16 protein-coding genes are annotated in these 18,784 nt (G+C 60.9%); 3 read left to right on the forward strand and 13 right to left on the reverse strand.

The features are described from left to right. Positions 1-223 precede the first annotated feature (223 nt). The 8 genes from LRK71_RS03690 to LRK71_RS03725 form a co-directional block, all read right to left on the reverse strand. Entirely contained in the window at positions 224-547 is a 324-nt protein-coding gene (locus LRK71_RS03690; protein WP_232401185.1) for a DUF3775 domain-containing protein, read from the reverse strand. A 94-nt stretch (positions 548-641) separates the two neighbouring features. Further along, positions 642-1,940, reverse strand: coding sequence for an adenylate/guanylate cyclase domain-containing protein (locus LRK71_RS03695; protein WP_232401187.1), 1,299 nt, complete (start codon positions 1,938-1,940; stop codon positions 642-644). Next, the gene (locus LRK71_RS03700; protein ID WP_232401189.1) at positions 1,937-3,151 is read right to left on the reverse strand and encodes a DNA recombination protein RmuC; all 1,215 of its coding nucleotides are present in this window, start codon (positions 3,149-3,151) and stop codon (positions 1,937-1,939) included. The genes LRK71_RS03695 and LRK71_RS03700 overlap by 4 nt, the downstream gene beginning before the upstream one ends. Next, positions 3,151-5,073, reverse strand: coding sequence for a DNA mismatch repair endonuclease MutL (gene mutL, locus LRK71_RS03705; RefSeq protein WP_232401191.1), 1,923 nt, complete (start codon positions 5,071-5,073; stop codon positions 3,151-3,153). Before mutL ends, LRK71_RS03700 begins: the two co-directional genes overlap by 1 nt. Positions 5,074-5,194: 121 nt before the next feature. Beyond that, positions 5,195-6,124 carry a metal ABC transporter permease gene (locus LRK71_RS03710; protein ID WP_232401192.1) on the reverse strand — a complete coding sequence of 310 codons (930 nt, stop codon included), beginning with the start codon at positions 6,122-6,124 and terminating at the stop codon, positions 5,195-5,197. Beyond that, complete coding sequence (locus LRK71_RS03715) at positions 6,121-7,326, reverse strand: metal ABC transporter permease (RefSeq protein ID WP_232401193.1); 1,206 nt, start codon at positions 7,324-7,326, stop codon at positions 6,121-6,123. Before LRK71_RS03715 ends, LRK71_RS03710 begins: the two co-directional genes overlap by 4 nt. Positions 7,327-7,337: 11 nt before the next feature. Then, complete coding sequence (locus tag LRK71_RS03720) at positions 7,338-8,156, reverse strand: metal ABC transporter ATP-binding protein (RefSeq protein ID WP_232401194.1); 819 nt, start codon at positions 8,154-8,156, stop codon at positions 7,338-7,340. Position 8,157: 1 nt separating this feature from the next. After that, complete coding sequence (locus tag LRK71_RS03725; protein WP_232401956.1) at positions 8,158-9,090, reverse strand: metal ABC transporter solute-binding protein, Zn/Mn family; 933 nt, start codon at positions 9,088-9,090, stop codon at positions 8,158-8,160. Positions 9,091-9,323: 233 nt separating this feature from the next. Here LRK71_RS03725 and deoC point away from each other — a divergent pair, with 233 nt between their 5' ends. From deoC to LRK71_RS03740, 3 genes are read left to right on the forward strand one after another with little or no spacing between them, the layout of a single operon-like run. Beyond that, the gene (deoC, locus tag LRK71_RS03730; RefSeq protein WP_232401195.1) at positions 9,324-10,313 is read left to right on the forward strand and encodes a deoxyribose-phosphate aldolase; all 990 of its coding nucleotides are present in this window, start codon (positions 9,324-9,326) and stop codon (positions 10,311-10,313) included. 4 nt (positions 10,314-10,317) lie between these two features. Continuing rightward, the gene (locus LRK71_RS03735) at positions 10,318-10,575 is read left to right on the forward strand and encodes a DUF1272 domain-containing protein (RefSeq protein WP_232401196.1); all 258 of its coding nucleotides are present in this window, start codon (positions 10,318-10,320) and stop codon (positions 10,573-10,575) included. After that, positions 10,572-12,911: an aldehyde dehydrogenase family protein gene (locus LRK71_RS03740; protein ID WP_232401197.1), complete on the forward strand. Its 2,340-nt coding sequence runs from the start codon at positions 10,572-10,574 to the stop codon at positions 12,909-12,911. The genes LRK71_RS03735 and LRK71_RS03740 overlap by 4 nt, the downstream gene beginning before the upstream one ends. Before the next feature lie 90 nt (positions 12,912-13,001). On the opposite strand, the gene LRK71_RS03745 is transcribed toward LRK71_RS03740, so the two are convergent. From LRK71_RS03745 to purH, 5 genes are all read right to left on the reverse strand, one after another. Beyond that, the gene (locus LRK71_RS03745; RefSeq protein WP_232401198.1) at positions 13,002-14,333 is read right to left on the reverse strand and encodes a M16 family metallopeptidase; all 1,332 of its coding nucleotides are present in this window, start codon (positions 14,331-14,333) and stop codon (positions 13,002-13,004) included. Continuing rightward, on the reverse strand, positions 14,333-15,721 hold the full coding sequence (locus LRK71_RS03750) for a M16 family metallopeptidase (protein ID WP_232401200.1): 1,389 nt from the start codon (positions 15,719-15,721) through the stop codon (positions 14,333-14,335). The genes LRK71_RS03745 and LRK71_RS03750 overlap by 1 nt, the downstream gene beginning before the upstream one ends. Before the next feature lie 362 nt (positions 15,722-16,083). After that, positions 16,084-16,605 carry a DUF3035 domain-containing protein gene (locus LRK71_RS03755; protein WP_232401201.1) on the reverse strand — a complete coding sequence of 174 codons (522 nt, stop codon included), beginning with the start codon at positions 16,603-16,605 and terminating at the stop codon, positions 16,084-16,086. Positions 16,606-16,660: 55 nt separating this feature from the next. Beyond that, positions 16,661-17,146 (reverse strand): signal peptidase II, encoded by a 486-nt coding sequence (gene lspA, locus LRK71_RS03760; RefSeq protein WP_232401202.1) that lies wholly within the window; start codon positions 17,144-17,146, stop codon positions 16,661-16,663. A gap of 18 nt (positions 17,147-17,164) precedes the next feature. Beyond that, complete coding sequence (purH, locus tag LRK71_RS03765; protein ID WP_232401203.1) at positions 17,165-18,754, reverse strand: bifunctional phosphoribosylaminoimidazolecarboxamide formyltransferase/IMP cyclohydrolase; 1,590 nt, start codon at positions 18,752-18,754, stop codon at positions 17,165-17,167. Between the last annotated feature and the right edge of the window lie 30 nt (positions 18,755-18,784).

Here is an 18,784-nt window from a genome sequence, read left to right on the forward strand (position 1 = left end):
GCGTTCCCCTGTCAGGGCCAGGATATATCGGGGTCAGGTCCATCGGGTAAAGACGCCAGCGCTTGCCCTGTGACAGCAAGCCAAGGCCCCTGGCGAGTTCTATTGCCTTGCTGCAGCGCCTAGATCTTGTCGCCTTCATTTGCAGTCACGCAACTGGCTCTCCCGATTTGATATCGCATGTTTTAGATGCTCAAAACCGGTCACCTCTTTTGCGCACCCTGCTTTAACGTCCGATGACATCGCCTTCGACGTCGCCCACCGCAATCCCCAGCGCGTCCAGGCCCGCTTCCAGATTGTCCGCCAAGTGGGGGGTGCCAATCAGGTATTCCACTGTCGGGGTGGTTGCCTCAATCCGTGCCGTCTCTATGGCCTCTTGTAGCTCTTCGGCTTCAAAGCTCCCTCGGCCAATCCACATGATCGCAGTCAGCTCGGCCTGCTCATCCTCACCAAGTCGCTCAATAAAAGCCCGCAATTCACCTTCTGCACGCCCCAGTTCCCGCGCCATCAGTGCCACCTGTGCCACCTTGCGTGTTGAGATTTCCAGCATCGCCTACCTCCTTCTGTTCGCCGCTTACCCCCATAAAACAGGAGCGCAGGATAAGGGTCTTTGATCTGGGGCAAGAACAAGGCCCCTTGCCCCCTCAATCTGCGCCTGGGCTCACCGACTCCCGTCCGAAGATTTCGAGCCCCTTGCTGCGCCCGCGCAGATGCACCGCAGGCAGGGCAATCCACCCCTCGCGCGCGGGCTCTGCTGCAGCAGCCTCAAGCACCGCAGCCGAGGCAATAACCCCAACACCCGCTGTTTTGGTCAGCTCTTCCAGTCGTGCTGCCGTATTCACTGTATCGCCAAAAACGGAATACTCCAAACGCTCGGCAGAACCGACAACTCCCGAAAAGACATCGCCAAGGTGAAGGCCAATTCCTATCCGCACTTCATTTCGACCACTGGCGCGTCGCTCAGCGCCCCAGTCCCGAAGCTCTCGGAGCAGGGCCTCAACGCAATTCAGCGCTTCGCGCCCGGCATTTTCACCGTCAAACAGGATCATCGCCGCGTCGCCGATAAACTTGTCAATCATCCCGCCGTGATCGCCAACCGCCAGATGCACCCGCCTGCGAAATTCGCTGATATAGGCACCAACCTCTTCCGGAGCGCGCCCTTCAGACCAATGAGTGAAACCGCGAATATCCACAAACATCACCGCCATCTCATGCTGCTTGCCACGGCGCAGCTCGCTCAGCCCGCCATCGGCCAGCCGATCCGCCAACTGCGCGGGCAGATAGCGGGTCAGATTGGCGCGGGCCTGAGCATCTATAATTGAGCTATGCAGCAGCTTGCGCGTCCGGTAGGCCACCGCAATCAGCACAACGCCCCCCAAGGCGATCATGGTGATCCGCACCACATTTGGTGGCAGCATGACAAGATCTTTCACCCGGCTGGCCACATAGGGGGTGATCGCCTCTGGTTGCCACAGAGTCAGATAGGCAAGCCCGGCAACCGTCAAGGTAACGCAATAGGTCTGCAGGTAGGGGTTAAAGCGCAGTACTGAAAAGGCCAGAATAACCGGTACCAGCCAGGTCGGGGGAAGCAGAAAGGTCAGCTCTCCGGGTAGACCGGCATTGATCAACCCGGCCCAGGTGTTCACCAGCATAAAGGCACAGTCCAGCGTGACGGCCGGCCAGACCATCCAACTGCGAAACCGCCCCGAGGTCGCCAGCCAAAAGGCCACTGCGCCCAGCAGGAAATAGAAAATCAGGGTGCAGAAGGCCAAGATCCACTGCATCCGCAGATAGGGCTGCGTGTAGCCTGCATCTCCTTGCACAGCAAAAACAAAGGCAAGCAGCAGACAGAACGCCACGCCGATCCGCAGCAGGGCCACCAACCGTTCGACTTCCACCTCGGCTTTGCGCAGAAGAGCCCCATCAAGTGTTTCGTACGTCACGTCTCTTTTGCCCCCAGGGGTACAACATTGATTGTCGGCTCTGCCGGGATGTCTTCAAAATCGAAATTGTCCAGCCGCTGTGCCCGCCGCCCGGCTTTCTCAGCGCTGATCTTGATCTCGGCAATATCCTTGGCTGCCTGGCCAAAATGGCGGTCCAGATTGCCGACGCGATCCCCCAGCCGTTCGACATCCCGGTGCAGATGCCCCAGCTCGGCACGGATGGCTCCCGCCTGTTCGCGCATGCGGGCATCCTTTAGAATGGCGCGCATGGTATTTAGCGTCGCCATGCAGGTGGTGGGGGACACAATCCAGACCCGCGCGGCAAATCCCTCGCGCACCAGCCCAGAGAAATTTGCGTGCAGTTCGGCATAAACCGCCTCTGAGGGCAGAAACATCAGCGCCCCTTCGGCGGTTTCCCCCTCGATGATATATTTCTGCGAAATCGCCGTGATATGCGCCCGAAACGCTGCCTTCATCTGCCGGATGGCATAGGCTTTTTCATCGCGGCTCTCGGCCCGATACAGCGCTTCATAGGGCTCAAGTGGAAATTTGGAATCGATCACAATCGGGCCTGGGGGATTGGGCAGATGCACAAGACAATCGGCGCGTTTGCCATTCCCCAGGGTGGCCTGCATCGTATAGCTGCCCGCTGGCAGCGCCTTGGATACGATGTCATTGAGCTGGATTTCCCCAAAGGCGCCGCGGGTCTGCTTGTTTGACAGGATATCCTGCAGCGACAGCACATCACCCGACAATTTGGTGATATTGTCCTGCGCCTTGTCGATCACCGCCAGCCGTTCCTGCAGCTGGGTCAGCGAGGTCACGGTGCGCTTGCTGCTGCCATGCAGGCTTTCTTGCATACGCTCTTGCATTTCAGCCATGGCCTGGGCCTGCCGCAGTGCATTTTCGGCCAGTCGGTCGTTCATATGCTGCTGCACATCATTCAGGCGCGCCTCGACGGTTTGCACCATCTGCAGCTGCGCGGTGGCTTGGCTGTCAGACACATGCTGCAACCCGCCGCGCAGCTGCTGCACCGATTGGCCCAACTGGTTCATATGCTGCGCCAGCGGGGCAACGGCCCGCGCCGCCCGCGCAGAACTGCGCAGAGACAGGACCAGCAACAGCAGCAACACCGTGGCAAAGCCCAGCCCCAGCAGGATCAGCAGCCCGACTTCGTTCATCGCCTGAACTGCCTGTTCCATACCCTCCATCAACTGCGCCCGAACAGCCGTTCGATATCGGCCAGCTTCAGCTCGACATAGGTGGGGCGGCCGTGATTGCACTGGCCGGAATGCGGCGTGGCCTCCATCTCGCGCAACAGGGCGTTCATTTCTTCGCCGCGCATCCGCCGCCCCGACCGGATAGAGCCGTGACAAGCAACCCGGCTCAGGATGGCCTCCAGACGCGCCTGCACCAGTTGGCTTTCGCCCTGATCGTCCAGTTCATCCAGGATATCCTTGACCATAGCCTCGGCATTGACCTCACCCAGGATGGCCGGAGTTTCGCGCACCGCAAGCGCCGATCCGCCAAAGGCTTCGATGGTCAGGCCGAACTGTTGCAGCGACTCGGAATGGGCCAGGATGCGAGCGCAGTCATTGCTGCCAAGTTCGACAATTTCCGGGATCAGCAGCGCCTGCACCGCAACCCCGTTTTGCGCCATCTGTTTCTTGAGCTTTTCATAGACCAGCCGCTCATGGGCGGCGTGCTGATCGACGATGACCATACCGTCCTCGGTCTGGGCGATGATGTAGTTCTCATGCACCTGCCCGCGTGCCGCCCCCAGCGGCAGATGCACGGCGCCGGGCGCGCTGCCCTCGGGCGCATCCGACATCGGCCCCGGGGCCTCCTCGGTCACGCGGCCGCTGTAATCTCCCTGCAGCTCGGCAAAGCCCTGGGCGGCGGGCGGCGGTGGCGCCGGGGGAAACGCAGCGCTGAAATCTGGGCTCTGCCCCGCATAGGACGCGCCGCGCGCCCCCATGGAAGGCCGGTCCATCTGATAGATCCGCGCCGCACCTGTGGCGGTTGGCGCTTCTGGGCGCATCGCCCCCAGGGTCGCACCGGCCACAGTGGTCGAGGCCCGATGCCCCGCCTCTGCCAGGGCATGCCGCAGGGCAGATACGATCAACCCGCGCGCCAGACCGGGGTCGCGAAACCGCACCTCGGATTTGGCGGGGTGGACGTTCACATCCACCAGGGTCGGATCGCAATCAATGAACAGGGCCGCCGCCGGGTGGCGATCCCGGCTGAGGAAATCAAAATAGGCCCCCCGCAGCGCGCCCGTCAGCATCTTGTCCTTCACCGGTCGGCTGTTCACAAACAGAAACTGTGCCACCGCAGCACCGCGCGAATAGGTCGGCAGCGCCGCATAGCCAAACAGGCGGATGCCATCACGGGTGGCATCAATACGCAGCGCATTTTCGCCAAATTCACGCCCCAGCACCGAGGTCAGCCGCCCGTGCAGCGCATCAAACAGATCCCCTGTCAGGGGGTCGGCGCGAAAGGTAACGCGGCCTGTACCGCCGCCCGAGACATCGCGCAGGGTAAAGCCCACCGAGGGTTCCGCCATGGCCAGGCGCTTGATCACATCGCTGATCGCCTGAGATTCGGCGCGATCGGTGCGCATGAACTTCAGCCGCGCCGGCGTGGCATAAAACAGATCGGCCAGCTCGACGATGGTGCCCGCGCGCAGCGCCGCCGGGCGCACCGGTTCCATCTTGCCACCAGAGACCTTGATCTGCGCCGCCTCATGCCCTGCCGCCCGGCTGGTGATGGTCAATCGCCCCACCGCGCCCAAACTGGGCAGCGCCTCGCCGCGAAAGCCAAAGGTGTGGATATTCAGTAGATCTGATCCATCGATTTTCGAGGTGGCATGGCGCGACAGCGCCAGCGGCAAATCCTCGGGCGTCATGCCGCAGCCATCATCCGTCACCCGGATCAGGGTCTTGCCGCCATCGGCAATATCTATGGTGATCCGCCGCGCCCCGGCATCAATGGCATTTTCAACCAGTTCCTTCACCGCCGAGGCAGGACGTTCCACCACCTCGCCGGCAGCAATACGGTTGATTGCGCTGTCGTCCAGCTGGCGAATGGTGGGGCGTTGGGGATCGCTGATATGGGGGTTCTGCGTGCTCATACCGCTAAATTTAGCAGCTTCACGCGATTCTGCCACCGCTTGTGTAGTAAATTTCGAACAAGAGGGGAACAAAATTTCCCGCCGCAGGCTGCGGGGATTTTTCCCCTGCCTACGGCATCATTCACACCCCGGCTGGGGCCCCTGCGCGGCTGCGACAGGGGCCACATTTAGCGGCCACTGCAAGGCCCCCCCCCGAGACTGTGGCGATCATTCCGGCGGCGCTGACCGCGTCCTGTCCGCCCAGCCACAGCGGGCCATAGCCCGCCAGAACATAACCGAGCACCGCCGCCAGCACCGCAAACCCCACGCTCCAGCCGATCTGGGCTTCTAGCCGATTGGTCATCATCCGTGCCGAGGCCGCCGGACAGATAAACATGGCAATGACAATGATAGACCCCACCGCATCAAAGGCCGCAACCGCCGCAACTGCTGCGGTGATCACCAGGCCCAGTCCCAACAGATTGGTGCGAATGCCCATGGTACGGGCAAAGCCTTCATCAAAGGTGGAAATCTTCAGCGCCCGCCAGAACAGTGCGATGAACAGGCAGACACCAACCAGGGTAAGCGCCATCCGTGGCAGCTCTATCGGAAGATAGCGCAGCGCCTGCGGATCCAGCAGCGACCCCCAGCCCGTGGCGTCCAGCCAAATCAGGCTTTCCAGGTTGCCATAAAGCGCATGTTCCACATCCAGATGCACCGCCGAGGTATCACTCTGTTCCAGCAACAAAACCCCAAGGGCAAACATGGTGGTAAAGACAACTCCCATGGCGGCACCCGGTTCAATCCGGCCCAGACGGCGAATGGCTTCGATCAGCACCACTGCAACCACCGCAGCACCCGCCGCGCCCAGCATCATCGGCCAGGCAGAGATCATGCCGGTCAGTAGAAAGGCGACCACGATGCCAGGCAGCACCACATGGCTGATGGCATCGCCAATCAGGGCCTGACGGCGCAGCAACAGGAAATTCCCCGGCAGCGCGCAGGCCACGGCGGCAAACACACCAATCAGCATCGGCGTCAGGGACAGGGGGACAAATTCTTCGCCGCTCATGACAGCACCTCGCGTGGGCCACCAATTCGGCGGTCGATTTCTTGAATTTGATCCACGGTCAGCACGGTTTCAATATCGCGCAGCCCATCATAGAGCGCCGCTGCGGCCTCTTGCGTGACGTCACCGCGCACCACTTCCCAGCGTCTCTCGTCGCGCAGCGCCTTGGCCGCGCGGGCCTGGCCCTTGGCCGTGGCCACCCCATCCGCCCGCAGCAGCCCAGCCCGGCGCAGCAACCGCAGGGTCAGGCTCTCGTAAATGGCCTGCCCCTGGGCCAACGCCAGCAGGCCCTGGCGCAGATGCACCCGGCGCTGGAACCGCATATGGCGCAGCACCGCCGCCAGCACGCCGCGGTTGGGTGCCAAAAACAATGAGAGCGCAAAGAGTGCAAAGCTCACCAAAACGATGATCGGGCCAGTTGGCAAATTCGGGGCCGAGGCCGAAAGCGCCGCGCCGATATAGGCCGCAATACCGCCAAACAGCCCCGCCAGCAGCACCACGTGATCGGATCGCTCGGACCAGAACCGCGCGGTGACGGCAGGAATGATCAACAGCGCCACGATCAAGATTAGCCCGACGATCTTTAGCCCGACAACGGTCACCGCCATAACTAGCCCCATCATCAGCAGGTCGATTCGCTCTACCGGCAGGCCACGAGCGGCGGCATATTCCGGGTCAAAAGCCACCAGCGTCATGGGCCGACGGGTCAGCAGCACCAAGAGCAGCGTCACCGCCCCCCCTGCGGCGATCACCAGCGCGTCACTATAAAGCATCCCAGCGGTAGAGCCGAGCAGGAAGCCTTCCAGTCCGGCCTTTTGGCCCACCCCCAGCGTCTGGATCACGGTCAGCAGAACAATGCCAAAACCAAAAAACACCGAGAGAACGGCACCAATGGCCGCATCTTCTGCCAGGCGGGTATTGCGGGTCAGCCAGTTCATGCACCATAGGCCGATACCGGCAGAAACGGCGGACCCCAGCAACAGCCCCGCCAGATTGCGCCCATCGCCGCCCGCCAAGGCCATCAGCAAAAAGGCAATGCAGACTCCGGGCAGGGTGGCATGGCTCACCGCGTCGGAAACCAGCGCCCGTTTGCGCAGAAACAAGAAAGTGCCGGTGATCCCGGCTGCCGTCCCCAAGAGGGCCGCCCCGATGGCCACCAACGTGGCGTTATAGCCAAGCTGCAGGGTAAATGCGTCCAATAGCATGATCTGTTCCTTTAGGCCCGCGCCAGCTGGTCAATCTGCGTCGCCGCCAGACGGCCGCCATAGGCCACCTGCAAGCTTTCTTCGCTGAAGGCCTCAGCAACCGGGCCTTCGGCGACGCGGCGGGTATTGATCAAGAAGACATTGTCAAAATACTCCGCCACCGTGGCTAGATCGTGGTGTACCACAACCACGGTCTTGCCAGCGGCCCGCAGGGATTTCAGCACGGAAATAATAGCCTTTTCCGTTGCTGCATCTACCCCAGCAAAGGGTTCATCCAACAGGTAAAGATCAGCGCCCTGCGCCAGGGCGCGCGCCAGAAACACCCGCTGTTGCTGGCCGCCGGACAGCTGGCCAATCTGGCGGGTTGCAAAATCCGCCATGCCAACACGGGACAGACAATCCAGCGCTCTGGCCCGATGATTGCCCTTTATCCAGCCCAACAGGCCCAGCTCACGATAGAGCCCCATCAGAACCACATCAATCACCCGTGTCGGGAAGTCCCAGTCCACGCTGGCGCGCTGCGGCACATAGGCGATGCGGGCACGCTGTTCGGCCAATGGTCGGCCAAAGATCGTCACACGGCCCGAAATCGGTGCCACAATGCCAAGCGCGGCTTTCAACAGGGTGGATTTCCCCGCCCCATTGGGGCCAATGATGGCGGTCATCTGCCCTGGCTCTACCGTCATATCAACAGAAAACACCGCTGGCTTTTCACCATAGCTGACGGTGAGTCCCCGCACAGCCAGTGGGCTTTGGGCGATTTTGGCGTCCTGGTCCAGCCCGGCAACCACGCGATTTTCAACTGGGCTATTTGCTGCATCCAATGACATATTACAGCCCCGCCGACAGTTTGCCAGCCATGCCGCGCGCCGGGATCTCGGCCCCCAAGGCAGTGGCGATGGTGGTGATATTGTGATCAAGCATTCCTAGATAGGTCCCTTCATAGCTGCCATCTGCCCCCATCGCATCCGAGAACAGCTCGCCGCCAATGCTGACCGCGTGGCCTTGGGCCGCCGCGCCTTCGATCAGGGCGCGCACAGACCGGTCCGAGACCGAACTTTCGACAAAGACCGCCTTGATGTCGCGGGCAACCAGCAGATCAACCAGTTCGCCAATACGGTTCAGCCCGGCCTCTGACTGGGTGGAAATGCCCTGAATGCCCTGAACCTCAAACCCGTAGTCACGGCCAAAATAACCAAAGGCATCATGGGCCGTCAGCAAGATACGCTTGTTTTCCGGCACCCTGGCCAGCGCTTCGGTGCCATAGGCGATCAGGCGATCCAGTTCAGCCAGATGCGCCTGGGCATTGGCGGCAAACAGCTCGGCCGATTGTGGACGGGCCGTTGTCAGGGCCGCGCGCACCTCTTCCACCACCAGCTTCCACAGGGCCGGAGACATCCAGACATGCGGGTCATATTTGTCGGCATAGTCGTCATGGCTGCGCAAAAGATCCTTGGGCAGCCCCTCGGCCACCGCCACCACCGGGCGCTTGCGGGTCAGGTCGTGAAAGAACTCCTGCATCTGCGCCTCAAGATACAGCCCGTGCCAGAGCACCAGATCGGCGCGAGTCATGGCAACAATATCGCTACGGGTCTGGCGATAGGCATGGGGGTCAACACCCGGCCCCATTAGCGCCTTGACCTCCACCTCGGCGCCGCCAATCTGGCGTGCCGCATCGGCAATCATACCGGTCGTCGCCACAACTTTCAGTGGCGCTTCCGCCAGGGCCCGACCAGTCACCAGTGGCAGAGCAAGAAGCATCATCAGGCCCAACAGGGCAAAATTTCTCAAACGCACGGGCTCTCGCCTCCTCTAGATAGATTTGATGTGAATATGCGAATGATTCTCAATACAGTCAACGCAATTGCGACTTATTCTCAAAAAAAGATGTCGATCTTGTTCAAAAGGCCAAAATACCACCAGCCAAATCCCGGTTTGCTTGCCAAGATGCCGCACCCGTGCGACTTTTGCGCGGAACTCTGTTGAGGATCCCCGGAATGGAAAGCCAAACCTTGGAACACACGAACCCGCTGGCCCTGGCCCAGGAACCGCGCAACCCCGGTATGGCGCTTGACCTTGATTGGGTCACCAGCTTGCAGGCCAATACATCTGCAATTGAACGCCGCTGCGCCACGTTGCCCGCACGACGCAGCGTGAAAAAGGACTATCAGGCTGCCTGGTTACTGAAAGCGATCACCTGCATCGACCTGACCACCCTGTCCGGGGATGACACCGACGACCGGGTGCGCCGTCTCTGCGCCAAGGCCCGCCAACCGCTGCGTCCCGATCTGTTGCAGGCGCTGAACATGGGGCCGATCACCACCGGCGCGATCTGCGTCTACCATGACATGATCCCGGCCGCAGTGACCGCGCTGGAGGGCAGTGGCATTCCCGTCGCCGCCGTGTCCACCGGGTTTCCCGCCGGGCTATCGCCCTTTCACTTGCGCCTTGCCGAGATCAGCGAAAGCGTCAAGGCAGGTGCCCGCGAAATCGACATCGTGATTTCACGCCGCCACGTTTTGTCGGGGAACTGGCAGGCGCTCTATGATGAAATGCAGGCCTTTCGCATGGCCTGCGGCGAGGCCCATGTGAAGGCGATCCTGGCCACCGGAGAGCTGGGGTCGCTGCGCAACGTGGCACGGGCCTCGCTGATCTGCATGATGGCGGGGGCCGATTTCATCAAGACCTCGACCGGCAAGGAAAGCGTCAACGCCACCCTGCCCGTCAGCCTGGTGATGATCCGCGCCATCCGCGACTATTACCACCGCACCGGTTTCCGGGTTGGCTATAAGCCGGCCGGCGGTATCTCCAAGGCAAAGGACGCGCTGGTCTATCTGTCCCTGATCAAGGAAGAGCTGGGGAATCACTGGCTGCAGCCAGGGCTGTTCCGCTTTGGCGCGTCATCGCTGTTGAACGACATCGAGCGCCAATTGGAACACCATGTCACCGGTGCCTATTCGGCCGACTACCGCCATGCGCTGGCCTGATCAGATGCTTGAGTTGAGACCAAATTGTGAATGTTGCGATCGCGATCTGCCACCGCACAGCCCAGAGGCCCGAATCTGTACCTTTGAATGCACCTTCTGCGCCGATTGTGCCGACAACACCCTCAAAGGCATCTGCCCCAACTGCGGTGGCAATCTGGTGCCGCGCCCCCTTCGTCCCGCAGCGGCACTGCTGCGCCATCCTGCCTCCACCCAACGGGTGCTGAAACCCCAAGGCTGCACGGCCAAGGAACCGATACAATGAGCATCAAAGAGATTTTTGAGACCATGGATTATGGCCCTGCCCCCGAAAGCGCCGCCGAGGCCTTGGCCTGGCTGGTTGACCAAGGCGACCGCTTTGGCCATTTCATCAATGGCAGCTTTACCGCGCCCGGCGATGGCTTTGACAGCCGCAACCCCGCCACCAGCGAGGTTCTGGCGACCCTCAGCCAGGCCAGCCAGGCCGATGTCGATGCCGCCACCTCTGCGGCGCGCAGCGCCCAGCCCGGTTGGGAAAAACTTGGCGGGCCGGGACGGGCGCGGTTTCTTTATGCCATTGCCCGGCTTTTGCAGAAACACGCGCGCCTGTTTGCGGTGCTGGAAACCATGGACAACGGCAAGCCGATCCGCGAAAGCCGCGATATCGACATCCCGCTGGCGCAGCGCCACTTCTACTATCACGCGGGCATGGCCCAACTGATGGAAGCGGAGCTGCCGGGAGCCCAGGCGCTTGGGGTCTGTGGCCAGATCATCCCCTGGAATTTCCCACTGTTGATGCTGGCCTGGAAGGTCGCGCCGGCGCTCGCTATGGGGAATACCGTGGTGCTGAAACCGGCGGAATATACCTCGCTTACCGCGCTGCTGTTTGCCGATATCTGCCAGCAGGCCGGGCTGCCCAAAGGCGTGGTCAACATCGTCACCGGCGATGGAGCTGTGGGCGAAATGATCGTGGCTGCGGATGTGGACAAGATCGCCTTTACCGGGTCGACCTCGGTTGGGCGGCGCATCCGCGAAGCCACCGCCGGCACTGGCAAGGCGCTGACGCTCGAACTGGGCGGAAAATCACCCTACATCGTGTTTGACGATGCCGATCTGGACTCTGCGGTCGAAGGGCTGGTGGATGCCATCTGGTTCAACCAGGGCCAGGTCTGCTGTGCCGGATCGCGCCTCTTGGTGCAGGAAGGCATTGCCGATCAGTTCTACACCCGGCTCAAGGCACGTATGGACAAGCTACGCCTGGGCAGCCCGCTGGATAAATCCATCGACATCGGTGCTGTGGTTGACCCGGTACAACTGCAAACCATCACCGCCCTGGTCGCGGCCAATCAGGCCGGCGAGACCTATCAACCCGCCCTGCCCCTGCCAAGCGAGGGCTGCTTTTTCCCGCCAACGCTGATCCAGGGGCTCGCGCCATCGGATCCCCTGATGCAGGAAGAAATCTTTGGCCCAGTGCTGGTTTCTTGTACCTTTCGCACCCCGGCCGAGGCAGTAGAACTGGCCAACAACAGCCGCTATGGGCTAGCCGCCACCGTCTGGAGCGAAAACATCAATCTGGCGCTGGATCTTGCCCCCAAGCTGGTCGCCGGGGTGGTCTGGATCAATGGCACCAATATGTTTGACGCCGCCGCCGGCTTTGGCGGGGTCCGCGAAAGCGGCTTTGGCCGGGAAGGCGGCTGGGAAGGTCTGAGCGCCTATACCCGCCCCAAGGACAAACCCAAGGCGCGCAAATCCCTTGCCGCCTTTGAAGGTAAACAGCCAGGCGGCAACACCGATCCGGTGGACCGCACCGCCAAGATGTATATCGGCGGCAAACAGGCCCGTCCTGACAGCGGCTATTCCAAAGCCATCTACGCCCCCAATGGCAAGCTGATCGGCCATGTGGGACAGGCCGGGCGCAAAGACATCCGCAATGCCGTCGAAGCCGCGGCCTCTGCCAAGGCCTGGTCCAAGACCACCGGCCATCTTCGGGCGCAGATCCTGTACTATATCGGCGAAAATCTGTCCGCACGCGCCACCGAATTTGCCAATCGCATTGACGCCATGACCGGCAAGAAGACCGGCGTGAAAGAGGTCGAAACCACGGTCGAACGCCTGTTCACCGCCGCCGCCTGGGCCGACAAGTATGATGGCCAGGTACACGGCGTGCCAATGCGCGCCGTGGCCCTGGCGATGAAAGAACCGGTTGGCGTGATCGGCGCGCTCTGCCCGGATGAGGCACCGCTGCTGGGGCTGGTGTCGCTGATGGCACCGGCGCTGGCCATGGGCAACCGGGTGGTGCTGGCCGCTTCAGCCCCGTTTCCACTGGCTGCGACCGATTTCTTTCAGGTGCTGGAAACCTCCGATGTACCAGCAGGGGTGGTCAATATCCTGACCGGCGACGCCGAAGCGCTGGCCGAACCACTGGCTGCGCATATGAATGTCGATGCGGTCTGGAGCTTTGCCTCGGCAGATCTGGACAGCACGATTGAGCAGGCCTCGGCGCTGAACCTGAAACGGACCTGGATACCGCAAAGCGCGATTGACTGGAGCCAGGACCACAGTCGCACCATGCTGCGGGAATCCACTGAGGTAAAAAACATCTGGGTGCCCTACGGCGAATAAGGCCAGACAGGTCAGGACACAGAAAAAGGCCGGGGGAATTCCCCGGCCTTTCTTGTTGCATCCGCCAGAAAAAATCTGCGCCAGACGGGATCAGTTGATTGTCTCGGCCAACCCCACTGGGCGGCCCACCACGACGAAATGCAGCTCTTGCGGGCGCAGAACCTCTGCGGCAACGCGGTTGATTTCCTCTAGTGTCACCGCGTTGATCTTGTCATTGCGGGTCTGCACGTAGTCGATCGGCAGGTCATCCATTTGCATCCCCACCAGGATCGATGCAATCTGGCCATTGCCATCAAAGCGCAGCGGATAGGCCCCGGTCAGATAGGTCTTGGCGTCTTGCAGCTCTTTCTCGGTGACCCCGTCGCTGGCAAGGCCCTGCCATTCAGCCTGAATCACCTCGACCGCTTCGGCCATCTTGCTGTTGGCCGATCCCAGCTGCCCCATGTAGGTCGCCGCCAGATCCTGCGGCACCAGATAGGAATAGACGCCATAGGTCAGCCCACGTTTTGCCCGCACCTCTTTCATCAGGCGGCTGTCAAACGACCCGCCACCCAGAATTTGGTTCATGATATAGGCGGCAAAGAACCTGGGATCATCGCGTTCAATCCCCTGATGGCCAAACAGCGCCACCGATTGCGGTGTGTCGTAATCAACGATGCTGACACCCCCCGGAATGGTCACCTCTGCTGGCCCCGGCAGCGCCGCCCCGGCGGCGGGCAGATCGCCCAACAGCTGGTCCAGCAGCAGCCCCAGATCCTCTGGGGTGATGTCCCCCACCGCACTGACATAGAGCCGGTCTTTGGCAAAGATCGCATCATGCGCAGCAAAGATATCCTGCCGCGTCAATTCCGAGACGCTCTCGATACTGCCCTTGCCGGAACTGCCATAGGGGTGGTCGCCATAGGCCAGGGCGGCAAAGGCCTGGCTGGCAATCTTATTGGGATCCTTCAGATCCGATCGAAGCCCGGCCAGCACCTGTGCCCGAACCCGGTCCAAGGCATCCTGATCAAAGCGGGGCTGCTGTAGGGTTTGCTGCAGCAGGGTAATTGCCGCATCGCGATTTTCGCTCAGAAAGCGGGCCGAGATCGACAGGCTGTCACGGTCGGCATCATAGCCGAAACTGGCCGCCAGATTTTCAACCGCGCGGGTATAGTCCTGCGCCCGCATCTCACCAGAGCCTTCCTCCAGAAGGCCGGCCATCAGATAGGTCGCCCCCCGTTTGCCCGGTGCATCCAGCGAGGTGCCGCCGCGAAAGCGCAACTCTAGCGCGGTAAAGGGGATCGAATGGTCCTCGACCAGCCAGGCAGTGATGCCACCGGGTGATGTGACTTCTTCGATCTTGATTTCCGCCTGCGCCGGTAGCGCCAGCGCCGCGATCCCGGCCCAGAAAAACAGAGCCGTCTTTATCACTGTAAGGCGCATCACTTGCCCTCCTCCTGCCGCATCATCCACCCCGTCACCGAGGCCTCGGGACGCAGCAAATCCTGCGCAGCGGCGATGATTTCATCCGCGGTTATCGATTGCAAAATCTTCGGCCAATCCTGCACATCCTCAATCGTCAGCCCCGAGGTCAGCGCCCGGCCATAGCGAGTGGCGATGCCATCGACATTGTCGCGCGCATAGATTTCCGAGGCCCGCAGTTGCAGCTTGATCCGCTCTAGCTGTTCCAGGTCCACGCCCTTGGCCATGAATTCAGCCAGGGTGGCATCCAATGCATCCTCGGCCTCTTGCAGGGCGACGCCTTCGGCTGGCACCACCAGAAAATCAAAGCTGGTCGCATCCAGAGAAACGCCTGAGTAAAACGCACCCGTGTAGACAGCAACCTGCTGATCAAACTGCAGCGCATTGGCCAGATATGATGTAGTCCCCCCGCCCAACAGCTCTGCCAGAAGATACAGCGCGGCGGCCTTTTCCTGCGCAGCCGCATCGCGTTCCGGCGCCAGATAAGAGCGCTGGACATAGGGCTGGGCGACGCGTGGGTCACGGTAGATCAGGCGCCGCTCCGCATTTTGCGGCGGCTCTTTGCTGCGCGCCCGAACCTGCGGCAGATCCGGATTTGCCGGGATCACGCCATAATAGGTCTCGGCCAAGGATTTCACCTCTTCCGGGTCCACATCGCCCGACACCACCAGAATGGCATTATTGGGCGCATAATAGGTGCCGTAAAAGGATAGCGCATCGGCCATGTCCAGCTCTTCCATCTCGTGACGCCAGCCGATCACTGGCTGCCCGTAGCGATGGTTCAGATATTGTGCGGCCTTCAGCTGTTCACCAAACAAAGCGCGGGGGCTGTTGTCCGTGCGCTGGTTGCGCTCTTCCAGGATCACTTCGCGTTCGGTGACGATATCCTCTTCGGCAAGGCGCAGATTGACCATCCGGTCGCTTTCCATCTGCATCATCAGCTCCAGCCGATCCGAAGCAACCCGCTGATAATAGGCGGTATAATCATAGCTGGTAAAGGCATTGTCGCGCCCACCATTGGCCGCTACTGTCGCCGAAAGTTCGCCGGCGGCAAGGGTATCTGTGCCCTTGAACAGCAAATGTTCCAGAAAATGCGCAACCCCGGACTGGCCAATAGGTTCATCGGCAGAGCCCGCCCGGTACCAGACCATGTGCTGCACCACCGGCACCCGGTGGTCTTCGACCACGACAACCTGCATGCCATTGTCCAACGTAAAACTTGTGATAGGGTCTTCGACCTCTGTAACCGTCGCGGGCGTTTCAGCCAGAGCGCCGCTGCCGGCCCCGATCATGCTGCCTGTAAGGCTGATGCTCAGCATGGTCACCGCCAAGGTAATCCTTGGGATCATTTGGCATTCTCCTCATTATCGAAGCCAGGGCTGCAGACCGCAGCGCGGGCTTATATCGGGCGTTGATGTAAACAGTGGGGCAAATGGATCGCTGCAACCATGGTGCCAGTCAGATGAACCGGGCAAACTGCCTGTGGTCCCGGATCAGGCTTCGATCTAGCAGAGCTGGATCTGGCCTGCCATCTGACGGGTATCATGGTTGGAATAAAGCAACCCGCTCATCCGCGCTTAACCTACCCCCTTGAGGCGTAAGCGCAAGTATCACTATCGTAAAGGTGATCGCTGGCAGTACAGCCACCGCAACCGATCGTACCAGCCAAAAGCGGCGGCAGGCAGCAAGACCAGCGACCGGGCTGAGGCTGTTATTCTTCACTCACAGGTGGCGCAGAGGGGGTCGCAGCCCCGGCCCGGCGAAAGGCCTCATTGGCGGCAAAGGGATCAAGCGTCTCTTTGGCATAGATCTGTTCGTAGCGATCAACCGGCGCGATCTTGATGCGCCCGCCGCGCCGTCTGCGTTTGAGGAAAGCGGCATCTTCTGCGGCCAGGGCCTGACGCACATTCGGCGACACGCCATACCGGCTAGACGCGGTGACAAGGCCGGCATCGCTGGCTGGAATCCCCGATCCCGGCACCAGCGCCGAGGGCTTGCCTCCCAGGGCCGCCACGGCATCGGCCTGCGGGTTGGTATCCGTGCGATTGGTGCCACCCGGCGTTGGCTGCGGCAACGCAGCATAGTCAGTCGGCGCGCTCAGCGGTTTGGGCGGCAGCACCAGAAATTCATCTGGTCCGGGGCCGGTGCTGCGAATATCGCGCAACGATTTTTGTCCGCAGCCCGTTACAGCCACGGCACAGATCAGACCGATAATTGCCAGAGGAATTCGCATTTCCCCAATACTCCCGCCAGTTTCAACGCGGTTTTAGCCTATTTCCCAGGGGAGGTCACGCAGGCTTTTTGCTGCGCCCCTCAAACAGGATCAAACCAGCCGCCCCGGCAAAAATGAACACGTCTGCCAGATTGAACACATAGGGGTTATTGACCCCACAGCAGGACATATTGAGAAAATCGAGCACATAGCCATAGAGCAGGCGATCCGCGACATTGCCAAGGGCCCCGCCAATCACCAGCCCGGCTGAAACCTGCATCAGCGCGCCCTTGTCGCGGCCCCGCCCAACCCAGAGCACAAGCGCCAGACAAATCACCAGCGACAAGCCAATCAACACCCAGCGGGCCGTATCGACATCGCTATCAAACAGGCCAAAATTGATGCCAGTGTTTTCGCCATAGCGAAAATTCAGCAGCGGCGGCAGCACATCTATGCTCAGACGTCGGGACAGGCCCATCCAGTGGATGACCAGATATTTACTGGCCTGGTCCACCAGAAAGGCCCAAAAGGCGCCCCAAAAAATCAAACGTGCTGCTGCCATTTTTTTCTCGTGTTTTGATTAGTGGCGGAAGTGGCGCATGCCGGTAAAGACCATGGCGATGCCCTGCGCGTTAGCAGCGGCGATCACCTCGTCGTCACGCATGGAACCACCCGGTTGGATCACGCAGGTTGCACCTGCTGCTGCGGCTTCCAGCAGACCATCGGCAAAGGGGAAGAACGCATCAGATGCCACGGCCGATCCCTTGGCCAGGCTCGCATCAAGCCCCAGTTCATCGGCCATGCGCTGCGCCTTGGAGGCCGCCACATTGGCACTATCCAGGCGGCTCATCTGGCCGGCGCCAACACCAACGGTGGCATTGCCTTTGACATAGACAATAGCGTTGGATTTCACGTGTTTGGCAACCTTCCAGGCAAAGAGAAGGTCCTGCATTTGCTCTTCGGTGGGGGCTTTTTCAGTCACCACTTTCAGATCATCCATGCCAACGTAGCCCACGTCTTTGTCCTGCACCAGAACACCGCCGCCAACCTGTTTGTAGGCGGTTTGGGCCGCGCGGGTGTCTGGCAGACCATCGGTCAGCAGCAGGCGCAGGTTTTTCTTGGCGGCAAAGATCGCCTTGGCCTCATCCGAGGCGCCGGGCGCAATCACCACCTCAGTGAAGATCTCGACAATCTTGGTGGCTGTTTCCGCATCCAACGGCTGGTTCAGCGCCACAATACCACCAAAGGCAGAGGTGCGGTCACAATCAAAGGCCTTTTGATAGGCTTCAACCAAGCTCGCCCCCTTGGCAACGCCACAGGGGTTGGCGTGCTTGATGATCGCCACCGCAGCTGTTTCAGCCGGATCGAATTCCGCCACCAGTTCATAGGCGGCATCAGTGTCGTTGATATTGTTGTAGGACAGTTCCTTGCCCTGCAGTTGCTGCGCCGTGGCAACACCGGGGCGATCGGTGCCATCGGTGTAAAAGGCCGCTTTCTGGTGGCTGTTCTCGCCATAGCGCAGGGTCTGCTTCAGCTCGCCGGCAAAGGCGCGGCGGCGCGGCGCTTCCAGCTCCAGCGCGCCAGCCAGCCAGGTGGACACGGCAGCATCATAGGCGGCGGTGCGGGCATAGGCGATCTGGGCCAGCTTGCGGCGGAAATCAGGCGCGGTGGCGCCACCGTTCTGATCCATATTGGCCAACAGCGCCTCATAATCGGCGACATCCACAACCACGGTGACATCACCGTGATTCTTGGCGGCGGCGCGAATCATCGCCGGGCCGCCAATGTCGATGTTTTCGATGCAGGTGTCATAATCGGCACCCTTGGCCACGGTTTCCTCAAACGGGTAAAGGTTCACCACCAAAAGGTCGATTGGGCCAATACCATGCTCTTCCATCGCCTTGATGTGATCGGCATTGTCACGCAGCGCCAAAAGACCGCCGTGTACCATCGGGTGAAGTGTCTTCACCCGACCATCCATCATTTCAGGAAAGCCTGTGATATCAGCCACATCCTTGACCTCTAGCCCGGCCTCACGCAGGGTTTTGGCGGAACCGCCGGTGGACAAAAGCTCAACGCCGCGTGCGCTCAGCGCCTTGCCCAGGTCGATAAGACCCGTCTTATCGGATACGGAAAGCAGGGCGCGGCGAATAGGGGTCTGGTCGGTCATGGCAGGGCGGTCCTTTTCAGGCTCAAGTCT

This window comes from Pseudophaeobacter flagellatus, assembly GCF_021228235.1.
Lineage (GTDB): Bacteria > Pseudomonadota > Alphaproteobacteria > Rhodobacterales > Rhodobacteraceae > Pseudophaeobacter > Pseudophaeobacter flagellatus.

Excerpts from the sequence above, each read along its gene's own strand:
- LRK71_RS03690 (WP_232401185.1), bottom strand. The coding sequence starts at position 547 with ATGCTGGAAATCTCAACACGCAAGGTGGCACAGGTGGCACTGATGGCG.
- LRK71_RS03700 (WP_232401189.1), bottom strand. The coding sequence starts at position 3,151 with ATGGAGGGTATGGAACAGGCAGTTCAGGCGATGAACGAAGTCGGGCTG.
- mutL (WP_232401191.1), bottom strand. The coding sequence starts at position 5,073 with ATGAGCACGCAGAACCCCCATATCAGCGATCCCCAACGCCCCACCATT.
- LRK71_RS03710 (WP_232401192.1), bottom strand. The coding sequence starts at position 6,124 with ATGAGCGGCGAAGAATTTGTCCCCCTGTCCCTGACGCCGATGCTGATT.
- LRK71_RS03715 (WP_232401193.1), bottom strand. The coding sequence starts at position 7,326 with ATGCTATTGGACGCATTTACCCTGCAGCTTGGCTATAACGCCACGTTG.
- LRK71_RS03720 (WP_232401194.1), bottom strand. The coding sequence starts at position 8,156 with ATGTCATTGGATGCAGCAAATAGCCCAGTTGAAAATCGCGTGGTTGCC.
- LRK71_RS03725 (WP_232401956.1), bottom strand. The coding sequence starts at position 9,090 with ATGATGCTTCTTGCTCTGCCACTGGTGACTGGTCGGGCCCTGGCGGAA.
- deoC (WP_232401195.1), top strand. The coding sequence starts at position 9,324 with ATGGAAAGCCAAACCTTGGAACACACGAACCCGCTGGCCCTGGCCCAG.
- LRK71_RS03735 (WP_232401196.1), top strand. The coding sequence starts at position 10,318 with ATGCTTGAGTTGAGACCAAATTGTGAATGTTGCGATCGCGATCTGCCA.
- LRK71_RS03740 (WP_232401197.1), top strand. The coding sequence starts at position 10,572 with ATGAGCATCAAAGAGATTTTTGAGACCATGGATTATGGCCCTGCCCCC.
- LRK71_RS03745 (WP_232401198.1), bottom strand. The coding sequence starts at position 14,333 with ATGCGCCTTACAGTGATAAAGACGGCTCTGTTTTTCTGGGCCGGGATC.
- LRK71_RS03750 (WP_232401200.1), bottom strand. The coding sequence starts at position 15,721 with ATGATCCCAAGGATTACCTTGGCGGTGACCATGCTGAGCATCAGCCTT.
- LRK71_RS03755 (WP_232401201.1), bottom strand. The coding sequence starts at position 16,605 with ATGCGAATTCCTCTGGCAATTATCGGTCTGATCTGTGCCGTGGCTGTA.
- lspA (WP_232401202.1), bottom strand. The coding sequence starts at position 17,146 with ATGGCAGCAGCACGTTTGATTTTTTGGGGCGCCTTTTGGGCCTTTCTG.
- purH (WP_232401203.1), bottom strand. The coding sequence starts at position 18,754 with ATGACCGACCAGACCCCTATTCGCCGCGCCCTGCTTTCCGTATCCGAT.